Source organism: Apilactobacillus sp. EABW-1NA, assembly GCF_030398685.1.
GTDB lineage: Bacteria > Bacillota > Bacilli > Lactobacillales > Lactobacillaceae > Apilactobacillus > Apilactobacillus waqarii.
This window is the reverse complement of record NZ_JAPDKO010000004.1, coordinates 66,268-85,305: the sequence shown is the minus strand read 5'-3', so window position 1 is coordinate 85,305 and position 19,038 is coordinate 66,268. Positions and strand designations below refer to the sequence as shown.

At 36.4% G+C, this 19,038-nt stretch carries 16 protein-coding genes; all 16 read right to left on the bottom strand.

Annotated elements, in window-relative coordinates; all coding sequences use genetic code 11:
- Positions 1 to 35 precede the first annotated feature (35 nt).
- The 16 genes from OEZ61_RS02150 to rny all read right to left on the bottom strand — a co-directional run bounded on the left by OEZ61_RS02150 (position 36) and on the right by rny (position 18,829).
- Positions 36 to 2,393, bottom strand: coding sequence for an endonuclease MutS2 (locus tag OEZ61_RS02150; RefSeq protein ID WP_034534300.1), 2,358 nt, complete (start codon positions 2,391 to 2,393; stop codon positions 36 to 38).
- A 13-nt stretch (positions 2,394 to 2,406) separates the two neighbouring features.
- A complete protein-coding gene (locus OEZ61_RS02145) occupies positions 2,407 to 2,892 on the bottom strand; it encodes a CvpA family protein (RefSeq protein ID WP_034534301.1) in 486 nt (161 codons plus the stop codon).
- Positions 2,892 to 3,155 carry a cell division protein ZapA gene (locus tag OEZ61_RS02140; RefSeq protein WP_034532166.1) on the bottom strand — a complete coding sequence of 88 codons (264 nt, stop codon included), beginning with the start codon at positions 3,153 to 3,155 and terminating at the stop codon, positions 2,892 to 2,894. The genes OEZ61_RS02145 and OEZ61_RS02140 overlap by 1 nt, the downstream gene beginning before the upstream one ends.
- Positions 3,156 to 3,264: 109 nt before the next feature.
- Complete coding sequence (locus OEZ61_RS02135; protein ID WP_034532164.1) at positions 3,265 to 3,579, bottom strand: DUF1292 domain-containing protein; 315 nt, start codon at positions 3,577 to 3,579, stop codon at positions 3,265 to 3,267.
- Between the two features lie 18 nt (positions 3,580 to 3,597).
- Complete coding sequence (gene ruvX / locus OEZ61_RS02130) at positions 3,598 to 4,029, bottom strand: Holliday junction resolvase RuvX (protein WP_034532162.1); 432 nt, start codon at positions 4,027 to 4,029, stop codon at positions 3,598 to 3,600.
- A 3-nt stretch (positions 4,030 to 4,032) separates the two neighbouring features.
- The gene (locus tag OEZ61_RS02125; protein ID WP_034532160.1) at positions 4,033 to 4,305 is read right to left on the bottom strand and encodes an IreB family regulatory phosphoprotein; all 273 of its coding nucleotides are present in this window, start codon (positions 4,303 to 4,305) and stop codon (positions 4,033 to 4,035) included.
- A 79-nt stretch (positions 4,306 to 4,384) separates the two neighbouring features.
- Positions 4,385 to 7,027 carry an alanine--tRNA ligase gene (gene alaS, locus OEZ61_RS02120; RefSeq protein WP_034534305.1) on the bottom strand — a complete coding sequence of 881 codons (2,643 nt, stop codon included), beginning with the start codon at positions 7,025 to 7,027 and terminating at the stop codon, positions 4,385 to 4,387.
- Positions 7,028 to 7,293: 266 nt separating this feature from the next.
- Positions 7,294 to 8,655: a DEAD/DEAH box helicase gene (locus OEZ61_RS02115; protein ID WP_034534308.1), complete on the bottom strand. Its 1,362-nt coding sequence runs from the start codon at positions 8,653 to 8,655 to the stop codon at positions 7,294 to 7,296.
- Between the two features lie 3 nt (positions 8,656 to 8,658).
- Positions 8,659 to 9,627, bottom strand: a complete 969-nt coding sequence (locus tag OEZ61_RS02110; protein ID WP_034534360.1) for a bifunctional oligoribonuclease/PAP phosphatase NrnA — start codon at positions 9,625 to 9,627, stop codon at positions 8,659 to 8,661.
- A gap of 136 nt (positions 9,628 to 9,763) precedes the next feature.
- On the bottom strand, positions 9,764 to 10,078 hold the full coding sequence (gene yajC / locus OEZ61_RS02105; RefSeq protein WP_080695532.1) for a preprotein translocase subunit YajC: 315 nt from the start codon (positions 10,076 to 10,078) through the stop codon (positions 9,764 to 9,766).
- A 67-nt stretch (positions 10,079 to 10,145) separates the two neighbouring features.
- Positions 10,146 to 11,156, bottom strand: a complete 1,011-nt coding sequence (gene ruvB / locus OEZ61_RS02100; protein WP_034534311.1) for a Holliday junction branch migration DNA helicase RuvB — start codon at positions 11,154 to 11,156, stop codon at positions 10,146 to 10,148.
- 13 nt (positions 11,157 to 11,169) lie between these two features.
- Positions 11,170 to 11,787 carry a Holliday junction branch migration protein RuvA gene (ruvA, locus tag OEZ61_RS02095; protein WP_034534315.1) on the bottom strand — a complete coding sequence of 206 codons (618 nt, stop codon included), beginning with the start codon at positions 11,785 to 11,787 and terminating at the stop codon, positions 11,170 to 11,172.
- Between the two features lie 13 nt (positions 11,788 to 11,800).
- Positions 11,801 to 13,741: a DNA mismatch repair endonuclease MutL gene (gene mutL, locus OEZ61_RS02090; RefSeq protein WP_057197688.1), complete on the bottom strand. Its 1,941-nt coding sequence runs from the start codon at positions 13,739 to 13,741 to the stop codon at positions 11,801 to 11,803.
- 15 nt (positions 13,742 to 13,756) lie between these two features.
- A complete protein-coding gene (gene mutS, locus OEZ61_RS02085) occupies positions 13,757 to 16,378 on the bottom strand; it encodes a DNA mismatch repair protein MutS (RefSeq protein WP_094750515.1) in 2,622 nt (873 codons plus the stop codon).
- 23 nt (positions 16,379 to 16,401) lie between these two features.
- On the bottom strand, positions 16,402 to 17,202 hold the full coding sequence (locus OEZ61_RS02080; RefSeq protein WP_041152719.1) for a TIGR00282 family metallophosphoesterase: 801 nt from the start codon (positions 17,200 to 17,202) through the stop codon (positions 16,402 to 16,404).
- Between the two features lie 79 nt (positions 17,203 to 17,281).
- Positions 17,282 to 18,829 (bottom strand): ribonuclease Y, encoded by a 1,548-nt coding sequence (gene rny / locus OEZ61_RS02075; protein WP_286171409.1) that lies wholly within the window; start codon positions 18,827 to 18,829, stop codon positions 17,282 to 17,284.
- Positions 18,830 to 19,038 lie beyond the last annotated feature (209 nt).

The window sequence follows — 19,038 nt, the reverse complement described above, 5'->3', positions numbered from 1 at the left end:
AAATGCAAAGAATAAGTCTTATACGATTTAATTTTCTATTTCAATTTTACCACTGTGGAACCGTCTCCTCCAGCATTTGCTGGTGAATAATTAAAGGAGTCAACTCGTCTATCACTGGAAAGCATGTCTGTGACACCTTGTCTAAGTGCTCCGGTCCCTTTTCCGTGAATAATTGTTACTGAAGGATATCCTGCAAGCACAGCAGAGTCCAAGTATTGATCAACTTCATGCATTGCTTCTTCATAACGATGGCCACGTAAATCTAGTTTTGCAGACACACGTTTGGAAGCAGTTCTTTTAACCTTAGTATTAAACCTTTGTTCATCGTTATCAACTTTGATTTTTTCAAGGTCACCTTCAGCAATTCTCATCTTAAGAATTCCTAATTGAACTTCCCATTCATTATCATCTAACTTCTTAACCAATACACCACGTTGTCCATATGATTTGACCATAACGTCATCACCCTTATGGAAATCATGTTTAGCTTTCGCTTTCTTCAACACACGGTTATTAACCAGGTTAACGTCATGACGTAGTGAGTTTAATTGACCTTGAGCATCAATTAATTCATTTTCCTTGATGGTAACTTGGCCAACTTTACGTTGCTTTTCATGAAGATCCTTGATAATTGCGTCCGCCTTCTTCTTAGCAGCTTCAGCAATTTCATTTGCTTGTTGCTTAGCAGCAGTCACCAATCGATCCTTTTGGTTCTTGTACTTAGCATATGCTTCACTCAAGTCTTCATGTAATTTGGTAGCATCACCCAATTGAACCTTTAGTTCATCAGCCTCAACTCGTGCGCGTTTAGTTTGTTCAGTTAATTCAACAATCATTGTGTTTAAGTCTTGGCTATCTTGGTCGACAAGTGATCTGGCTTCTGTAATGATTGATTCATCCAAACCGAGTCTAGATGCAATATTTAAACCATTACTTTGACCAGGAACACCCATCATTAAATGATAAGTTGGTTGAAGGGTTTCACTATCAAATTCCATGGATGCATTAATCGTTTGAGGACGGTTGTAAGCATATACCTTCAATTCAGGATAGTGAGTTGTAGCAACAACATCACAATCCTTTTCGGCAATCTTGTCTAGAATCGCGATGGCTAAAGCAGAACCTTCCTTAGGGTCGGTTCCGGCACCTAATTCATCCAGTATTACTAAACTCTTCTTGGTAATTCCGTTCAAAATGTCAACGATATTATCCATATGAGAAGAGAATGTACTTAAGTTTTGTTCAATTGATTGTTCATCACCAATATCAGCAAAGACATTGTCAAATACTGCAACAGATGAACCTTCATTGGCTGTCACAAACAATCCCGATTGAGCCATCAATTGAAGTAATCCTAATGTCTTAATAGTAATGGTCTTACCACCAGTATTAGGACCGGTAATAATGATTGCCTTATTATCTTTGCCAATGTATAAATCATTAGCAACAACCTTATTCATATCAATTAAAGGATGTCTAGCTTGCTTTAAGTTAACATGATTTTCGTTTGATACAACTGGTCTGGTTGCCTTTAAATCTCTCGCATATTTGGCCTTGGCATTAATCAAATCCAAGTGTCCTAATATCTTAGAGTTATTGATAATTTCACTTTGGTAAGGACGAATTAAATCAGATAGTTCGATTAAGATACGTCTTTCTTCATGACGTTCTTCGATTTGTTTTTGACGAAGTTCTGTATTTAAACCAACGGTTGAAGCTGGTTCAATGTACAATGTTTGTCCAGAAGAACTGCGATCATGGACAATTCCACCAAACTTATTTTTATTTTCAGCTTTAACTGGTAAAACCATTCTGTCTTCTCTAATCGTGACGATTGGTTCAGTTAAATCCTTACTGTGTTTTTGAGTGAATTGATTCATAATTGAACGAACTTCACCCTTAATTACATCCATTCGACGTCTGATTGAATTCAATTCCTTTGAGGCAGTATTTAATAATCTGCCATCATCGTCGATTGAATCAGATAGTCGTTGTGAAATGCTTGGGACTGCTTGAATATCATTGATTAGTTTATATAAACGATTCAATGATACTTCATCGTCTTTTAGGTTATTAAAAAATCTAACTAGATAGTTAGATGTCTTTAAAATCTTATTTATCTTTGATAATTCACTACCATTCAATGAAGCATCAATCTTCAAACGCTTCATGTATGGGGTGACATCATCAAGCTTGGGAATGGAAATTTCTTTATCTAAACGTAAAATATGCGCCCCATCATCAGTTTCATCAAGCCACATATTAATAGTGTTAGGATTATCTACCGGTGATAGTGCAGCTAGTTCCTTTTTCCCGTTTCTAGTCGTTAAGTATTGCTCAATTGAGCTCTTAACTTTTTCATATTCTAAAGTTGATAGAACTTTTTCATTCATTTATTTAATCACCTTATCTTAGCCATTTTTCATATAAATCGTGTGAAATAATTGGTGTTTTATGAACAATAAACTCAGCAACTGATGACTGATGATATTGTTTAGTTATTTGATTACTTGGTAGAACAGAAATCACGTTTAAAATAAACAGAATTGACACGTAAGCGATAATCAATCCAATAACGGTTCCACCTAATGCATTAAGTTGGTGAATTACTGGAATGTGTGTAATCTTATCTACGATTGAGATAATAATACGCACAAAAATTCCAGAAATTAAGAAAATAATGAAGAAGCTGATACTGTTACATAGGATTTGATCATTAATCAAACTACTGTTTGCAAAGATAGCTTGACTTAAATCTCTAGCAAAGTACAGCGAAACAAATAGGCTAAACAAAAAACCAACAACACGTAATATTTCTTGTGCTAACCCACGGTGGTATCCATCATATGCACCATAGATAAGCAGTAGAAAGATAATAATATTAAAAAGCATTAGTTCATGTTTCCTTCTTCTTCGTTATTTTCGGTTAATTCATTTAATTTTTCTTGTAACTTAATTTGTTCTGAAAATGCGTTGAACGCCAATAAAATTGCTGCATCTTCGTCATTAATATCTGGTGACATTTCTTTTAATTGAACCAATTGACGATTCATTAATTCAGTCACTGTCTTCATGTGATCTGCGGAACTCTTCCCAACAAATGTGTAATTCTTTTTTCCAATACTAGCTTTAAAACGTTGATTCGTGTCGTTCATTTTCGATAAACCTCCATTAACTTCATCACTATTTTAGCATGAAAGGGCAGACTATAACCAGTAAAGAACACAAAAAAAGACGCCGTTGCGGCATCTTTTTAGTTATTGTTTATTCTTCTTCATCGTCACCGTCATCGGTATCTAATAAAGTGTTTAGCACAGATTCAACCATTTCCCATTCTTCATCAGTTTCGATTAATTGTAAATCTCCACCTTGTGGGTCCATTGGATCATCGCCTTCTGGTAAGGCATATGCTTCAATGTTAACTTCTTCATCATCAGCTTTACCGGCTGGGTAAAGTAAGATATATGATTTACCAAAATCATCAGATTCGAAAGTGAATAAAACGTCGTATAATTCTTCGTTTCCCTTTTCGTCAACTAATGAGATTTGTTGTTGTTCTTCTTCGTTGTTGTTGTCCATTGCTAACCCCTCTTTTCTTTATCTTGTTAGTTTACCTTTACCATCCAAATAGGTTTGTAAAATCAATTCGGAGGCAATTTTATCGATAACTTTTTTACGTTTTTCTCTAGAAGTGTCCGCTTTTTCAATAAGCATTCTTTCGGCTTCAACAGTTGTTAATCGTTCATCAACAAAGTCGACTGGCAAGTTAAACTTTTCCTTTAACATTTCACCATATCGTTTTGAAGCTTCAACCCTAGGTCCTGAGGTATTATTCATGTTCTTTGGTAATCCTAGAACAAACCCCGTAATTTCATATTTTTCGACTAACTCGGCTACCCGATCTAATCCAAATTGTTCTTCGTCTTCGTTAATTGGAATGATTTCAACACCTTGTGCTGTCCATCCCAATAAATCACTAACAGAAATCCCAACTGTCTTAGATCCGACATCCATCCCCATTAATCTCATATATTAGTTTTCCTCACGATCATTATTCTTGTCCAAGTAAAAACGAACCAACTCTTCAATAATTTCGTCTCTTTCGTATCGACGAATTAAATTACGAGCATCATTAAATCGAGGAATATATGCAGGATCTCCTGAAATTAAATATCCGACAATTTGATTGTATGGATCGTAACCCTTTTCCTCCAATGCCTTAAATACGATTAAAAGCGTATCGTGAACATTCTTTGGAGTATTGTTGCTTAAATCAAAATACATTGTCTTATCTGAAGCACTCATTTATAACACCTCTAAGTCTATGATGTAGGTTTATTATAATTCTACTTGGAACAAAATAAAACTTAAATATTAATTATTTTTAAAAGTTTTCTAACCAAGACACTGCTGCTTCCATTGCCTTAGGTAATCCTTCAGGCTTTGAACCACCGGCTTGAGCCATGTTTGGACGGCCACCACCGCCACCATTAATTTCCTTAGAAATTGACTTAATGATGTCACCGGCCTTCATGCCATCCTTAACTTTTTCATCGCTAACAGCAACAATTAGGTTAGCCTTTTCACCACTTTGAGTTCCAAGTACTAATACGTCTGATAGGTTCTTGCTTCTCCAAGTATCAGCTAATTGTCTTAGTTGATCCATTCCAGAAACATTTAAGACACCTGTAATAATCTTGTTTCCGTTAACTTCTTTAACGTCATCGAAAACCGAGTTAGCTTGTTGGCTAGCAATCTTTGATTCTAATTTATCTTGTTTTTGTTGTAAGTCCTTGATTTGTTCTTGTAATTGAGCAACCTTGTTAGGAACTTCCTTAACTTGGATAGTCTTAACTTGATCAGCAACTTGTTTTAGAAGTGCTTCTTCGTTGTTTAGGTAATCAAAAGCAGCCTTTGAAGTTACGGCTTCAATTCTTCTAACACCGGCACCAACACCTGATTCTGAAACAATCTTAAATAGTCCAATTTGACTAGTGTTGCTTACGTGGTTACCACCACAGAATTCAACTGAGTAATCACCGGCGCTAACAACTCTAACCTTATCACCGTACTTGCTGTCGAATAAGGCGATGGCACCCATCTTCTTACCAGTTTCTTGATCTGTTTCAACAGTTGTAACAGGTTCTGCCTTGAAGATTTCTTCGTTAACTAAGTCTTCAACCTTTTGTAGGTCTTCCTTAGTAACTGAACCGAAATGAGTGAAGTCAAATCTTAGGTAGTTTGGTTCAACTAATGAACCAGCTTGTTGAGTATGGTCACCTAAAACATTTCTCAATGATTGGTCCAATAAGTGAGTTGCAGTATGGTTGTGTTCAACCAATGCGTGGAACTTACGATCAACACTTAATTTGTATTGGTGGTCTTTTGAAAGACTAGTAATTATTTCAACAGTGTGTAAGTTTTGACCATTTGGTGCGTGTTGAACATCAGTAACCTTTGCACATAAGTTACCGTCTTCATCAACAATGGTACCTTGGTCAGCAACTTGACCACCCATTTCAGCGTAGAAAGGAGTCTTATCAAAGATAACTTCAGCTTCTCCAGCGCCTGCTTGGTCAACTAGTTTTTCATCAACAATAATATCAAGTAATTTGGCGTCATCAACTTCTAGTTGTGAATAACCAACATATTCACTTGGTGTCTTAATGTCGATTAATAGATCACGTTGAACACCCATTGACTTGTCGTTTCCACGAGCATTTCTAGCACGTTCCTTTTGCTTTTGCATTTCAGCCTTAAAACCAGTTTCATCAACTGAGAATCCAGCATCTTCTAGATATTCCTTAGTCATTTCTAATGGGAAACCATAAGTATCGTATAGCTTAAATGCATCTTTTCCTTCAACAGTCTTTTGGTTAGTCTTCTTCAAGTTGTCCATTAATTCACCAAGAAGTTGTAAACCATCAGATAGTGTTTCGTTGAAACGTTTTTCTTCAGAATGAATAACCTTTTCTAGGTAATCCTTTTGTTCCAACACTTCTGGGTAGTATGACTTCATGATTTCACCAACAACTGGAACTAATTGGTATAAGAAGTCATCCTTGATTCCTAAACGGTGACCAGAAACAATGGCACGTCTGATTAAACGTCTGATAACGTATCCTCTACCAACGTTTGATGGAAGAGCACCGTCACCGATGGCAAAAGTAATTGCACGAGCGTGGTCAGCGATAATCTTAAAGTCGATATCGTCTTGAGCATTTTCACCATACTTCTTACCATCACTTAGTGATTGAGTCTTTTCAATGATTGGCATGAACAAGTCGGTTTCAAAGTTAGTTGGTGCGTCTTCAAAAATTGAAACAACACGTTCTAATCCCATCCCCGTATCAATGTTCTTTCTTGGAAGTGGTTCGTAAGTATCATCTGGTTTGTGGTTAAATTGTGAGAACACAATGTTCCAAACTTCAAGATATCTTTCGTTTTCCCCACCAGGGTAGTTTTCTGGATCATCTGGAGCTAAATTATCGTATTTTTCTCCACGGTCGTAGAAGATTTCAGTATCTGGACCTGAAGGGCCTTGACCAATATCCCAGAAGTTGTCATCCATGTCGATTAAGTGGTCAGGTGCAACCCCTGCTTCTTGCCAGAATTTCTTAGCATCAGTATCTTCAGGATATACAGTCATGTATAGCTTTTCTTTGTCCCAACCAAACCATTCTGGTGAAGTTAGTAATTCAAAAGCCCATGTAATTGCTTCTTTCTTGAAATAATCACCAACTGAGAAGTTACCTAACATTTCGAATAATGTATGGTGACGAGCTGTCTTACCAACATTTTCGATATCGTTAGTTCTAATACTCTTTTGTGAACTAGTTAAACGGTGGTTCTTTGGAACAACACTACCGTCAAAGTATTTCTTCATTGTGGCAACACCAGAGTTAATCCATAGAAGTGATGGATCATCCTTAGGTACTAATGAAGCACTTGGTTCAATTGTGTGACCATGTTGTTTGAAAAATTCCAAATACATAGCACGAATTTGACTACTATCTAATTTTTTCATAGAAATTCCCTCCAATAAGCACAAAAACACCGTTGCTAGTAAAGACGCTATATGCGCGGTACCACTTTACTTGCAACGATGTTTTTTCGTATACCTCTTTAAGTCTCAATAACGCTGAGAAAGCGATTTAATTATTACTCGAGATAGCACTTGATAAACCCAATCATCTTTTTCACCACCCAAGATGTCTCTTAAAATGAAATTATACAAGCATGTTCTCTAATTTATATCTAAATTATATGGTTTATTAAAACCGGTGTCAAACGTTATCTATAACGTTGTGAACTGTTCTTCTTGGACTTTCTCTTACGACGTCCTTCTTCTCTTTGCTGGATACGACGATTCATTTCATCGTTTCGCTTAAGTTCTTGTTTAATCTTGTTCTTGTAACCAGGCTTAACGTTTCTCTTCTTCTTCTTAATCATACCAATCATGGTTGGTTCTAGCTTGTCATGACCACGACGGTGCGACTTTCTACGGTTACGATCGTAAGTGTCTTCAACACGGCCACCGCGGATAACCTTTGGCTTAAATGAAATGCCCATCTTTTCTAATGCGTCAATTTCATCTTCTTCATCAGGAGAGTAAAGAGTGACCGCAGTTCCAGGCATGTTATTTCTACCTGTTCTACCAACACGGTGAATGAAGTATTCCAAGTCTTCTGGAATATCATCATTGATAACGTCAGAAACACCTTCAATATCAATTCCACGAGCAGCCAAATCAGTCGCTACAACGTATTGGAATTCAAGATTTTGAATTTGTTTCATGGTTCTCTTACGTTCACGTGGTGTTAAATCACCAGAAACGATTCCCACCTTTAATCCTTGGTTACGTAAGAATTCGTAAATTTCTTCAACACGTTTTCTAGTGTTAGCAAAGATTAATACAAGGTAAGGTTCACCCATGGTGATTAACTTGTAGATTAAATCGTTCTTATTTTGACCCTTAGTTGAAATTAACCAGTTATCAATTGTTGGGCTGATAACAGTTCTGTTTGGAATATTTTCAACGTATGGGTTTTCCAGATACTTCTTCAAGAATGGTTTCAATTTTTGTGGAATGGTTGCTGAGAACACCATCATTTGAACATCCTTACCAAAGCTGGCAGCGATGTTGTCGATATCATTTAAAAAACCAAGGTCTAATGTCATATCGGCTTCATCAATTACTAGTTGAGTAGCTGTGTGAACTTGTAGATGTTGACCCTTGATCAAGTCAGAAATACGACCTGGAGTTCCAATAACGATTTGTGGTTGTTCATTCTTTAGCTTTTCAATTTGTCTAACCTTATCAGTACCACCAACATAGTTAGCAATATGAATGGTCTTTTCTGAATGCTTAGCTAGTTGCTTAGCATTGTTGTAAATTTGGTAAGCTAATTCACGACTTGGTGTGGTGATAACAGCTTGGACTTCCAAGGTATCAACGTCTAGATTATCAAAAATTGGTAACAAGAACGCATGAGTCTTACCACTACCAGTGGCTGATTGACCAACAACACTTCTACCCTTACGGATTTCAGGAATAATCTTTTCCTGAATAGCTGTTGGTTCTCTAAAGTTTAATTCATCTAAAGCATCCATGATGAATGGCTTTAAATTGTATTGCTTAAATGTACTTGGCATTTATTATTCTCCTTTGTAACTAGCGACTAATTCGTCTAATTTACTAATTACCGACTTGATTTCATCTTCGTCTTTAGCAGCGGCACCACTTGCCAAATCATGACCGCCACCGCTAAATTCCTTGGCTAATTCATTAATAGCTGGTCCTTTTGATCTCAAGCTAATCTTGTATGTGCCATCTTCTTTTTGGATAAAGATAGCCCAAGCTGTTACTTGATTGATATTGCCAGGAAGTGGCACAACGGCTGAAGTTCTTTCATTGCCCAAATTGAATGGTTCCAAAACTTCATCGCTTAATACGATATAAGCGGCTCCATTATCGGTAATACTTAGATTTTCATATACGTATGCGGATAGTCTAGCCATTGGTAAGTCAATTGATGATTCAATTGTGTTAACTTCACTAGTTGAGAAGTCTAACTTAGCCAATTCAGATGCTACCCTAAATGTGTTTGAAGAAGTAGATGGATATTTGAAACGACCAGTGTCACCAATAATACCAGCGTATAATAAGCGACCAGCATTTGCGTTAATCTTTAACTTCTTTGATGATTCAAACAAATCATAGATTAATTCAGATGTACTTGATGCTTCTGGTTCTACCCACATAATGTCACCAAATTGATCATCATTTGGATGGTGATCAATCTTAATCATCATCTTTCCTTGAGTATATCTATCATCATCAACTCGAGGTTGGTTAGCGGTATCAACAACAATAACCAATGCATTCTTGTACACATCGTCATCAATTTCGTCGGTTGTTCCTAACCAATCAAAACTTTGATATTGCTTTCCAACACAGTAAACCTTCTTATTTGGAAAAGATTCCTTGATGATGTTAGCTAATCCCATTTGAGAACCATATGCATCTGGATCTGGTCGTTGGTGTCTATGGATAATAATTGTATCAAAATCGCAAATGGCTTTGATAATCTTACTTTGCGTTGATAATTTGAAAAAATTAAACATTTTACTCATAATCGCTCCTAATATCCTTCTATAAATTCATAACATAATTATATCATATGGTCATTTATGTTGTTTAGGTCTTAACAGACAAAAGAGACAACCTTCAGCACTGCTGAAAACTGTCTCTTTCAACTTATTATTTTTCTTCTTTAGCTTCTTTGGCTGAGTCGTCTGACTTAGCGTCAGCAACACGATCAGTTACCTTTGCGATTGCGTTTAGGTCAAATACTAAGTAAATGCCGTCACAATCTAAAGTAACAGTCTTTTCTTCTTCGTTGATATCGTCAACGATACCGTGTAGACGACCGATAGTTGTTACGTGGTCACCCTTTTGAAGTTGTTTTAATGTTTCTGCGTGTTTTTGTTGTTGTTTCTTTTGTGGTCTAATAACCAAGAAATACATAATCGCAAATAATACGATTAAAATAATAAATCCACTGTAGTTACCCATTATAGTTCACCGTGCCTCTCATAATTTAATATATATCTTATCAAAATTATCATTAATAGTCCAGTCCCTAATTATCACGATTGATTGGATAATTAAGGTGATGATAACCATTATCGGTTACCACTCTACCCCTAGCAGTTCTTTTAATGTAACCAATTTGAAGAAGATATGGTTCATACATTTCTTCAATTGTATTCACTTCTTCTCCAATATTAGCAGCAAGTGTTGATACACCGACCGGACCACCATTGTAAAACTCAATCATGGTCTTTAGAAGCTTAATATCAGTTGCATCTAATCCTTCATTATCAACACCCAACATTTTAAGTGAAGTATCAACGATATTGACGTCTACGTTTCCATCATTTGATACTTGAGCAAAATCACGAACTCGTTTTAATAAACGGTTTGCAATTCTAGGTGTTCCTCTTGAACGTCTAGCAATTTCGTGTGCACCTTGATCATAAATCTTAGTATGGAAAATGTCAGCTGAACGTAAAACAATATCTTGTAAATCTTCAGTCTTGTAGTACTTCATGTGTTCAACGATTCCGAAACGATCTCTAAACGGTGCTGATAGCAAACCAGCTCTAGTAGTTGCACCAATCAAAGTAAATGGTGGCAATGGTAAATGAACAGGATGCGCTGTTGGTCCCTGACCCACCACGATATCCACACTGAAGTCTTCCATTGCTGAATAAAGCATTTCTTCAACTGTCTTAGGGAGACGATGAATTTCATCAATAAATAAAATATCACCAGGTTGTAATTCATTTAGCAGTGCTGCTAAATCACCAGTCTTTTCAATAGCTGGACCACTAGTTGTTTTGATATTTGCTTCCATTTCATTTGCAATCACCATTGCTAAAGTAGTCTTACCTAATCCAGGAGGACCATACAACAGAACGTGGTCTAAAGTTTCTTCACGTTGTTTAGCAGCTTTAATGTACACCGACAACTCTTTCTTTAAGTCGTCTTGACCAATGTACTCTGATAAGTATTGTGGACGGAGTGATTTTTCAAATGTTTCTTCAATTCTACCTTCACTATCGCCTGAGATAATGCGGTTGTCATCCATTTAATACTCCTCCTTAAAATTTAGTTACAGCACTTAAACCTTGTCTTAAATAATCTTCAGTTGTTGTAACTTCAATATCTTCTAAGGCCTTTCTAGCCTTCTTAATGTCACGTGCTGAATATCCCAATTCACTTAGTGCTTCTAATGCATCTTCAAGTGCTTGGTTATCTGACTTATCATCAGATACAGGTTGATTTTCAGCAGTAAAGTCATCAAATAATGATGGTGCAATGTCGTCTAGTTTGCCCTTCAAATCAAGAATGATTTGCTTAGCAGTCTTTTGACCGACACCTGGGAATTTAGTTAAGTAAGTAACATTTTCTGTGTTGATGGCGTTTAGTAATGATTGTGGATCGTTTCCAGCAATAATTGCTAGCGCACTCTTAGGACCGATTCCTGAAACGTTTAATAGCTTTTCAAAAATCGATTTTAATTCTCGACTTGAGAATCCGTAAAGTAATTGTGATGAATCAGTCACGGCTTGGTGAATGAATACCTTCACTTCTTCATTACTATCTACTTGGTATACATATGGATTAGATGTGTATACCAAGTATCCAACCCCGTTGACATCAACTACGATATAGCCTGGTTGGACATCTTCGATGGTTCCTTTTAAATATTCAAACATAGTCTATCCTCGATTACATAAAATTGTCGTTAGTATGTGGGTCTTGAATTCGTTTGAACATCTTTTCCATATCTGTGTTAGAAAAAGATACCAAAACTGGTCTGCCGTGTGGGCAATTAAACGGATTGTTAACAGTCGATAATTCATCAAGTAAATGAACCGCCTGTTTTCTATCCAAATGGTGGTTAGCCTTGATTGCTTGCTTACAGCTCATCATAATCGCTGTTTGTGCTCTAAATGAAGCTACTGAGATGTTCTTATGATTAATGACCCAATCAATCATTTCTCGAATTGTTTCTTCCTCGTTACCTTCTTCAATCCATGTTGGATGTTGCTTTACTACAAAGCTGTTCTTACCAAACGGTTCAACGTTTAAGCCAACTTCTTGTAGCATCCCCAACTTTTCCTGAATGATTAACGCATCACGATTAGGATAATCCAAAACTAGTGGCACTAACAAACTCTGTTGGTCGTTAGATACCTCTCCAATCTCGGTTCTCAATCGTTCATAGTTAATTCTTTCTTGAGCAGCATGTTGGTCGACAATGTACATGCCATCATCTGATTCAGCGATTAAATAAGTTCCATGAAGTTGACCGATATACAATAGCTTAGGAAAACGTGGTTGATCATCGTTATTTGATACTTCATCATCCGTCACTTCAGTTTCTCCAAACGGAGTTACGGGATGCTCGTAGCGATGAGCAAAACTTTGCACGTCTTCATCATTTAATTGTGCCTTATTGCTGATGAAAATAGCATCAATATCCGAAGTCTTGATGTCTTCCTTAGGTGTCTGTTCTTCCTCTTCTGCTTGAGATTGTAAAACAGGCTCTACATAATCGTTAACCAAGGGTTCATTCTTTGGTTCTTCCCTAGTATTTGAATATTGGTTGATTTGCATTTGTAATTGTTCGGTAGTGTATCTCGGTTGAACAGCACGGTCTCTAGTCATTACTTCTGGAATTAGGTTTTCTTGATAAATCGTATCATAGATTGTTTTGGCAACCAAATTGCACAACTGGTCTTCCTTACTAATTCTAACGGTCTGCTTAGTTGGGTGAACATTAACATCAGTTAAAACCGGATCCAATTCGATGTTTAACACAGCAATTGGATAACGACCAACCATTAGCTTAGAACCATAGCCATCAGTGATTGCTTTGAATAACGCATAGTTTTTAACGTATCTACCATTCAAAGTAATGGTGACATAGTTTCTAGAAGCCCTTGTTAATTCAGGTAAACTTACAAAACCACTAATCTTAAAATCATTATCAGAATTTTCAATCTTAATAATGCGCTTTAAGTTCTTGGCACCATAAATATCACCAATTACTTGTTGTAATTGACCTCTACCTGATGTTCTTAAGATTTCTCTTTGGTTATGAACCAACGAAAATGCAACATCAGGATGACCAATTGATAAACGATCAACAATATCAGAAATCTTGGCTAGTTCAGTCTTAATGGTCTTCATGTATTTCAATCTAGCTGGTGTATTAAAGAATAAGTCCTCAACACAGATACTTGTTCCTCTTCTAGCTTCTGCTGGCTTGATTTCTTTTATTTCGCCACCCTTGATATGAATCTGGGTTCCTTCATCCCCAGTCGATGTTTTCAAATGAACATCTGACACCGAAGCAATTGAAGGCAAAGCTTCACCCCTGAATCCTAAGGATTGAACCTTGAAGAGATCTCTTTGGTTATTAATCTTACTTGTTGCATGACGTTTAAAGGCGATTTCGACATCATCGTGATTAATCCCAATTCCATCATCGATAATTTCGATTTTCTTTAATCCTGCATCTTCAATATTGATATCAATTTGCGTACTTTGCGCATCAATTGAATTTTCAACTAATTCTTTTACAACCGAAGCAGGTCGTTCAACAACTTCACCGGCTGCAATTTGATCAGCAAGAATTGTTGATAACTCATGTATTTTATGCAAGATTAATCACCTCATTTATTTATCAATTTCGCGTTTCCATTTATATACTTCATTCATAATATCCATTGGTGTCTTAGACATCAAGTCTAAGTCCTTAAGAGCTTTTAGAATCTTATCTTCGCCGCTCTTGCGTTTTTTCTTTTGGGGTTCTTTAACATCCCCAAACAATGAAAGTTGTTGTTCTGGCTCATCAATTTCGTGTTCAACGACTGGATTTGATTTTTCTGCCATGACAACATTGTCAGTATTGGTCTTTTGATTGTTATTTTCCAAGTCACTTAAGATGACGTCTGCTCTGGATAATAATTCATTTGGTAAACCGGCTAATTTAGCAACGTGAATACCATATGACTTATCGGCAGCACCCTTCTTCACCTTGTGTAGAAAGACTAGCTCACCGTTTTTTTCAACTGCACCAACATGAACGTTTTGTAGTTCATCCAATGAATCAGCTAATTCAGTCAATTCATGGTAGTGTGTAGAAAATAGTGTCTTTGCATGGATATGATTGTGAACATATTCAATGATTGATTGAGCTAACGCCATTCCATCGTATGTGGCTGTCCCTCTACCAATTTCATCAAATAAAATCAAACTGTTATCGGTAGCATTTTGAATTGCTTCGTTTGATTCTTTCATTTCAACCATGAAAGTACTTTGACCAGAAATCAAATCATCGGCAGCACCAATTCTGGTAAAGATTTGGTCAAAAATTGGCATTTTGGCTGACTTAGCAGGAACGAAGCAACCAATTTGAGCCATGATGACTGTTAATGCCAATTGACGCATGTAAGTACTCTTACCAGACATATTAGGACCAGTGATTAACAATACGTTAGTGCCTGGATCCATAATCACATCGTTTGGTACGTATGATTGATGTCCCATAACCTTTTCAACCACCGGATGTCTACCGTCGATAATTTCTAGCTTGTGTTCTTCATTTAAGGTTGGACGAACCAATCTGTATTCATCTGAAATAGATGCAAAACTTTGCATTACATCCAGACTAGATACCGCATTGGCTAGTTTTTGTAGTCTTTGAATGGCACTCTTAACAACATCGCGAACTTCACTGAATAATTCGTATTCTAAGGTCTTTGATTTTTCTTGTGCCTCAATGATTAGCTTTTCTTTTTCCTTTAGTTCAGGAGTAGAGAATCTTTCAGCATTGGTAAGAGTTTGCTTTCTTTCATATCTATCTTCTGGCAACTTGCTTAGGTTGGCCTTCGATACTTCGATGTAGTAACCGAAAACATGGTTATAACCAATCTTTAGGTTATTGATACCAGTAAGTTCACGTTCCTTACTTTCTAGTTCAGCAATCCATTGTTTTCCATTGTTCATTGCATCCCTGTATTGATCCAACATTTGGTTGTAGCCATCTTTAATAACCCCACCATCAGTGACTGAGATTGGTGGTTCTTCAGTAATCGCCTTTTCAATTAGTTCTGAAACTTCATCGACTGGATCTAAATCATTATTAATTTCATCAAATGATTTGGTATCCATTTCATCTAAGATGTATTTAATCTTTGGAATTTGTTGCAATGATGTCTTTAATTGAACTAAGTCACGACCGTTAACTGAACCAAAAGATACCTTTCCAGCAAGTCTTTCTAAATCGTAAACTTTTACCAACATGTCAGTGATTTCACTACGTTCATAGTAATGATTCAATAAATCATCAACTTGGTTTTGACGGTTTTCAATAGAAGACTTATCAATTAGTGGATGGTCAATCCATTCGCGTAATTTTCTACCACCCATTGCTGTTTTGGTTTCATCCAATAGCCATAGTAAACTACCAGACTTTTTGTTAGTTCTTAAGTTCTTGGTTAATTCAAGGTTGTATTGTGAATTGTGATCCATCTTCAAGAATTCAGCCGGCTTGTATGCAATGGCTGCCTTCATGTGAGAAAGACTACGTTTTTGAGTATCCACAATGTAAGTAGTTAGTCGATTTACGACCTTCTTTTCTAGGTCCTGTCTTAGCCCTTCTGAAAGATATTGCATATCATCTAATTCTTTAATGTCGTCTTGATATGAAACCAAGATGCCAACCTTATTGATTAGTGCAACATCTTTTTCAGGAATTTCACGATTAACGATTACTTCTTTCGTTTGTAATGTCATCAATTCGTTTAGAACACTGTTCATATTACTTAAAGCAGTGGTCTTTAATTCACCGGTAGATAGTTCAGCGTACGCAAAACCATAACCAGCATCTGAATATTCGATTGCGGTTAAGTAGTTGTTATCCTTAGCGTTTTCGGCACCCATTGTAGTTCTGGTACCAGGAGTAACTAATTGGGTAACGGCTCTTTTGACCATTCCTTTTGCCAACTTAGGGTCTTCCATTTGTTCTACAATTGCGACTTTATAACCCTTATCGATTAATGTGTCGATGTATGATTCAACCGCCTTGTGTGGCACTCCACACATTGGGATTGGATTGTCGGCATTCTTACTTCTAGAAGTTAATGTTAGCTCCAGAATTTGGGCCCCTTTTACCGCGTCTTCATTGAACATTTCATAAAAGTCACCAAGACGATAAAAAACAAAAGCATCTGGGTATTGATCTTTTACTTTCTGATATTGTTCCATCATTGGTGTTTGTTTAGTTTTACTAGCCATTAAAACAATATCCTCCTTTGCTACTAACCCTTATATGGGTGATTTGGATCAATTAATATTTTTTCAATAGATCTGGCAGTGCCATCGTCTCTTAAATCGATAACACATCCGGAGACGATTCCACGTCCCTTTTCTTCAACTTCAAATCTAGTTGGACGTTGGGTAATGAAACGATGGATGATGTTTTCATACTTCATTCCTAAGACACTATCAAACGGTCCACACATTCCAACGTCAGAAATGAACGCTGTGCCGTTTTTTAATATTTGGTCATCATTAGTCTGTACATGGGTATGAGTACCCACAATCGCAGAAATTTGACCATCTAGATACATCCCCATCGCTTTCTTTTCACTGGTTGTTTCAGCGTGAAAATCAACAAAAATTGCATCTGCTTCTTTTTTAATTTCACTGATAAGTTCGTCAATCTTTTGGAAAGGATCATCGATTGGATCAATAAATATTCTTCCTTGTAAGTTAACTACCGCTAACTTCTTATTATTAACGTTAATAATTGTATATCCACTACCCGGTACATCCTTACCAGGATAATTAAGAGGACGTACTAATTTTTTGGTATCATCGATAAAATCGAAGATTTCCTCGTTATTCCATGCATGGTTTCCTAATGTAATTACGTCAGTCCCTGCACTCATAATTTGTTTATATACTTTTTTATTAATTCCACGACCAAATGATGTTGAGTTTTCACCATTTACAATCGTTACCTGTGGCTTGTAGTCTCTTTTTAGAATTGGTAGATACTTACTTACCATCTCTACTCCCAAGTTACCTACTACGTCACCTAAAAATAGTATTCTCATTTTCGTCCTCAATTCATTATTATATATATACTATTTTACATCGTTTTACATAAAATAAAAAAGGGCAAAAGCCCTTTTTTTATTTTGCATATTCGATTGATCTTACTTCCCTAATAATTGTAACCTTGATATGACCAGGATATTCCATATCCTCTTCAATCTTATTTTTAATATCTCTAGCTAAAACAACTGCTTGAGTATCAGAAACTTTTTCTGGTTTTACAATCACTCTAATTTCACGTCCGGCTTGAATTGCATAGCTCTTGTTTACTTCTTCGAAGCTATCACTAATTGTTTCCAAACTTTCTAGACGATGAACAAAGCTTTCAAGAGATTTACTCTTTGCACCTGGTCTAGCAATCGCAATCTTGTTTGCGATGTTAACTAATTCAGAAATGATGTACTTAGGTTCACTGTCTTCATTATCGGCTGCAATTGAGTCAATAACAACTGGACTTTCTTTGAACTTCTTGGCTAAGTCAACACCAAGGTCAATGTGAGAACCTTCTGTTTCATTATCTGCAGAGCGACCAATTTCGTGCAACAATCCTGCGCGTTTTGCTAATACGACGTCTTCGCCCAATTCTGCGGCTAAGACACCTGACAACTTCGCAACTTCAATAGAATGGCTTAAAACATTACGACCATGGTAAATCTTGAACTTCAATTTACCAATCATCATAATCATTTCAGGACTCAATGAATGAATTCCTAAATCAAATACTGTTTCTTCACCAATTTCTTGAATCTTTTCATCAAGTTCTCGACGACTCTTATCTACCATTTCTTCGATTCGAGCTGGGTGGATACGACCATCCTTAATTAGACTTTCAAGTGCCATCTTGGCAACTTCTCTTCTAATTGGATCAAATCCACTTAGCACAACTGCTTCTGGAGTATCATCAATAACCAAATCAATTCCCGTTAAGGTTTCAAAGGTTCTAATGTTTCTACCTTCTCGTCCGATGATACGACCTTTCATATCATCGTTAGGTAGGTTAACAACTGAAACTGTGGTTTCAGATACGATATCAGCAGCACTTTGTTGAATCGCTTCAATAACTAGATTCTTGGCATTCTCAGAAGATTCCTTACGAGCTAGGTTATAACTATCTTTAACCATCTTAGCGCGTTCGTCAGCTAATTCTTTCTTTGTTTCATTAATAATTAGCTCTTGTGCTTCTTCTTGAGAAAGTGAAGAGATACGTTCTAACTCATCTTGACGTTGTTTAACTAGCATATCAGCATGCTGTTGCTTTTGTTCAAGTTTCTTTTGGTTTGAATTAAGCTTTTCTTCACGCTTATTCAATGAATCTTCACGCTTATCAAAAGCGTCATCTTTACGATCTAGAGAATCTTCACGTTGAATTAGACGATTTTCTTGTCGTTGAACTTCAATTCGTCTTTGCTTAATTTCTTTTTCGATGTTTGAACGATAATGGTTACTCTTTTCTCTTGCCTCAAGAATTGCTTCCTTAGCTGAGGTTTGAGCTTGTCGTTTAGCATCTTCCAAAATATCTTGTGCACTCATGTGGGCCTTTGTTAATTTCTTATCAACAATTTTCTTGTTAGAAAACATTCCCACAGAGATACCAACTACAAAAGCAGCGATGATTGCGAGGATCATAGGTAAAAAATAAGTCATAGGCTTATTGCACCTCCACATCATCTTATTTAATTAAGTTTTTGATAATTGCGCATTGAATGATTTATTAGTCATTTTGCGAACTAAATAAATAGTTCAATGTACATTACTATATTTTAAATTTTAGTTGTGTAAGTGTCAACACATGTTATTTTCTTTTGCAAAATAAAAAAGCCTTTCGGCTTCTTTAT

Coding starts and splice junctions, on each gene's coding strand:
- OEZ61_RS02150 (WP_034534300.1), bottom strand. CDS start 2,393: ATGAATGAAAAAGTTCTATCAACTTTAGAATATGAAAAAGTTAAGAGC.
- OEZ61_RS02145 (WP_034534301.1), bottom strand. CDS start 2,892: ATGCTTTTTAATATTATTATCTTTCTACTGCTTATCTATGGTGCATAT.
- OEZ61_RS02140 (WP_034532166.1), bottom strand. CDS start 3,155: ATGAACGACACGAATCAACGTTTTAAAGCTAGTATTGGAAAAAAGAAT.
- OEZ61_RS02135 (WP_034532164.1), bottom strand. CDS start 3,579: ATGGACAACAACAACGAAGAAGAACAACAACAAATCTCATTAGTTGAC.
- ruvX (WP_034532162.1), bottom strand. CDS start 4,029: ATGAGATTAATGGGGATGGATGTCGGATCTAAGACAGTTGGGATTTCT.
- OEZ61_RS02125 (WP_034532160.1), bottom strand. CDS start 4,305: ATGAGTGCTTCAGATAAGACAATGTATTTTGATTTAAGCAACAATACT.
- alaS (WP_034534305.1), bottom strand. CDS start 7,027: ATGAAAAAATTAGATAGTAGTCAAATTCGTGCTATGTATTTGGAATTT.
- OEZ61_RS02115 (WP_034534308.1), bottom strand. CDS start 8,655: ATGCCAAGTACATTTAAGCAATACAATTTAAAGCCATTCATCATGGAT.
- OEZ61_RS02110 (WP_034534360.1), bottom strand. CDS start 9,627: ATGTTTAATTTTTTCAAATTATCAACGCAAAGTAAGATTATCAAAGCC.
- yajC (WP_080695532.1), bottom strand. CDS start 10,078: ATGGGTAACTACAGTGGATTTATTATTTTAATCGTATTATTTGCGATT.
- ruvB (WP_034534311.1), bottom strand. CDS start 11,156: ATGGATGACAACCGCATTATCTCAGGCGATAGTGAAGGTAGAATTGAA.
- ruvA (WP_034534315.1), bottom strand. CDS start 11,787: ATGTTTGAATATTTAAAAGGAACCATCGAAGATGTCCAACCAGGCTAT.
- mutS (WP_094750515.1), bottom strand. CDS start 16,378: ATGGCTAGTAAAACTAAACAAACACCAATGATGGAACAATATCAGAAA.
- OEZ61_RS02080 (WP_041152719.1), bottom strand. CDS start 17,202: ATGAGAATACTATTTTTAGGTGACGTAGTAGGTAACTTGGGAGTAGAG.
- rny (WP_286171409.1), bottom strand. CDS start 18,829: ATGATCCTCGCAATCATCGCTGCTTTTGTAGTTGGTATCTCTGTGGGA.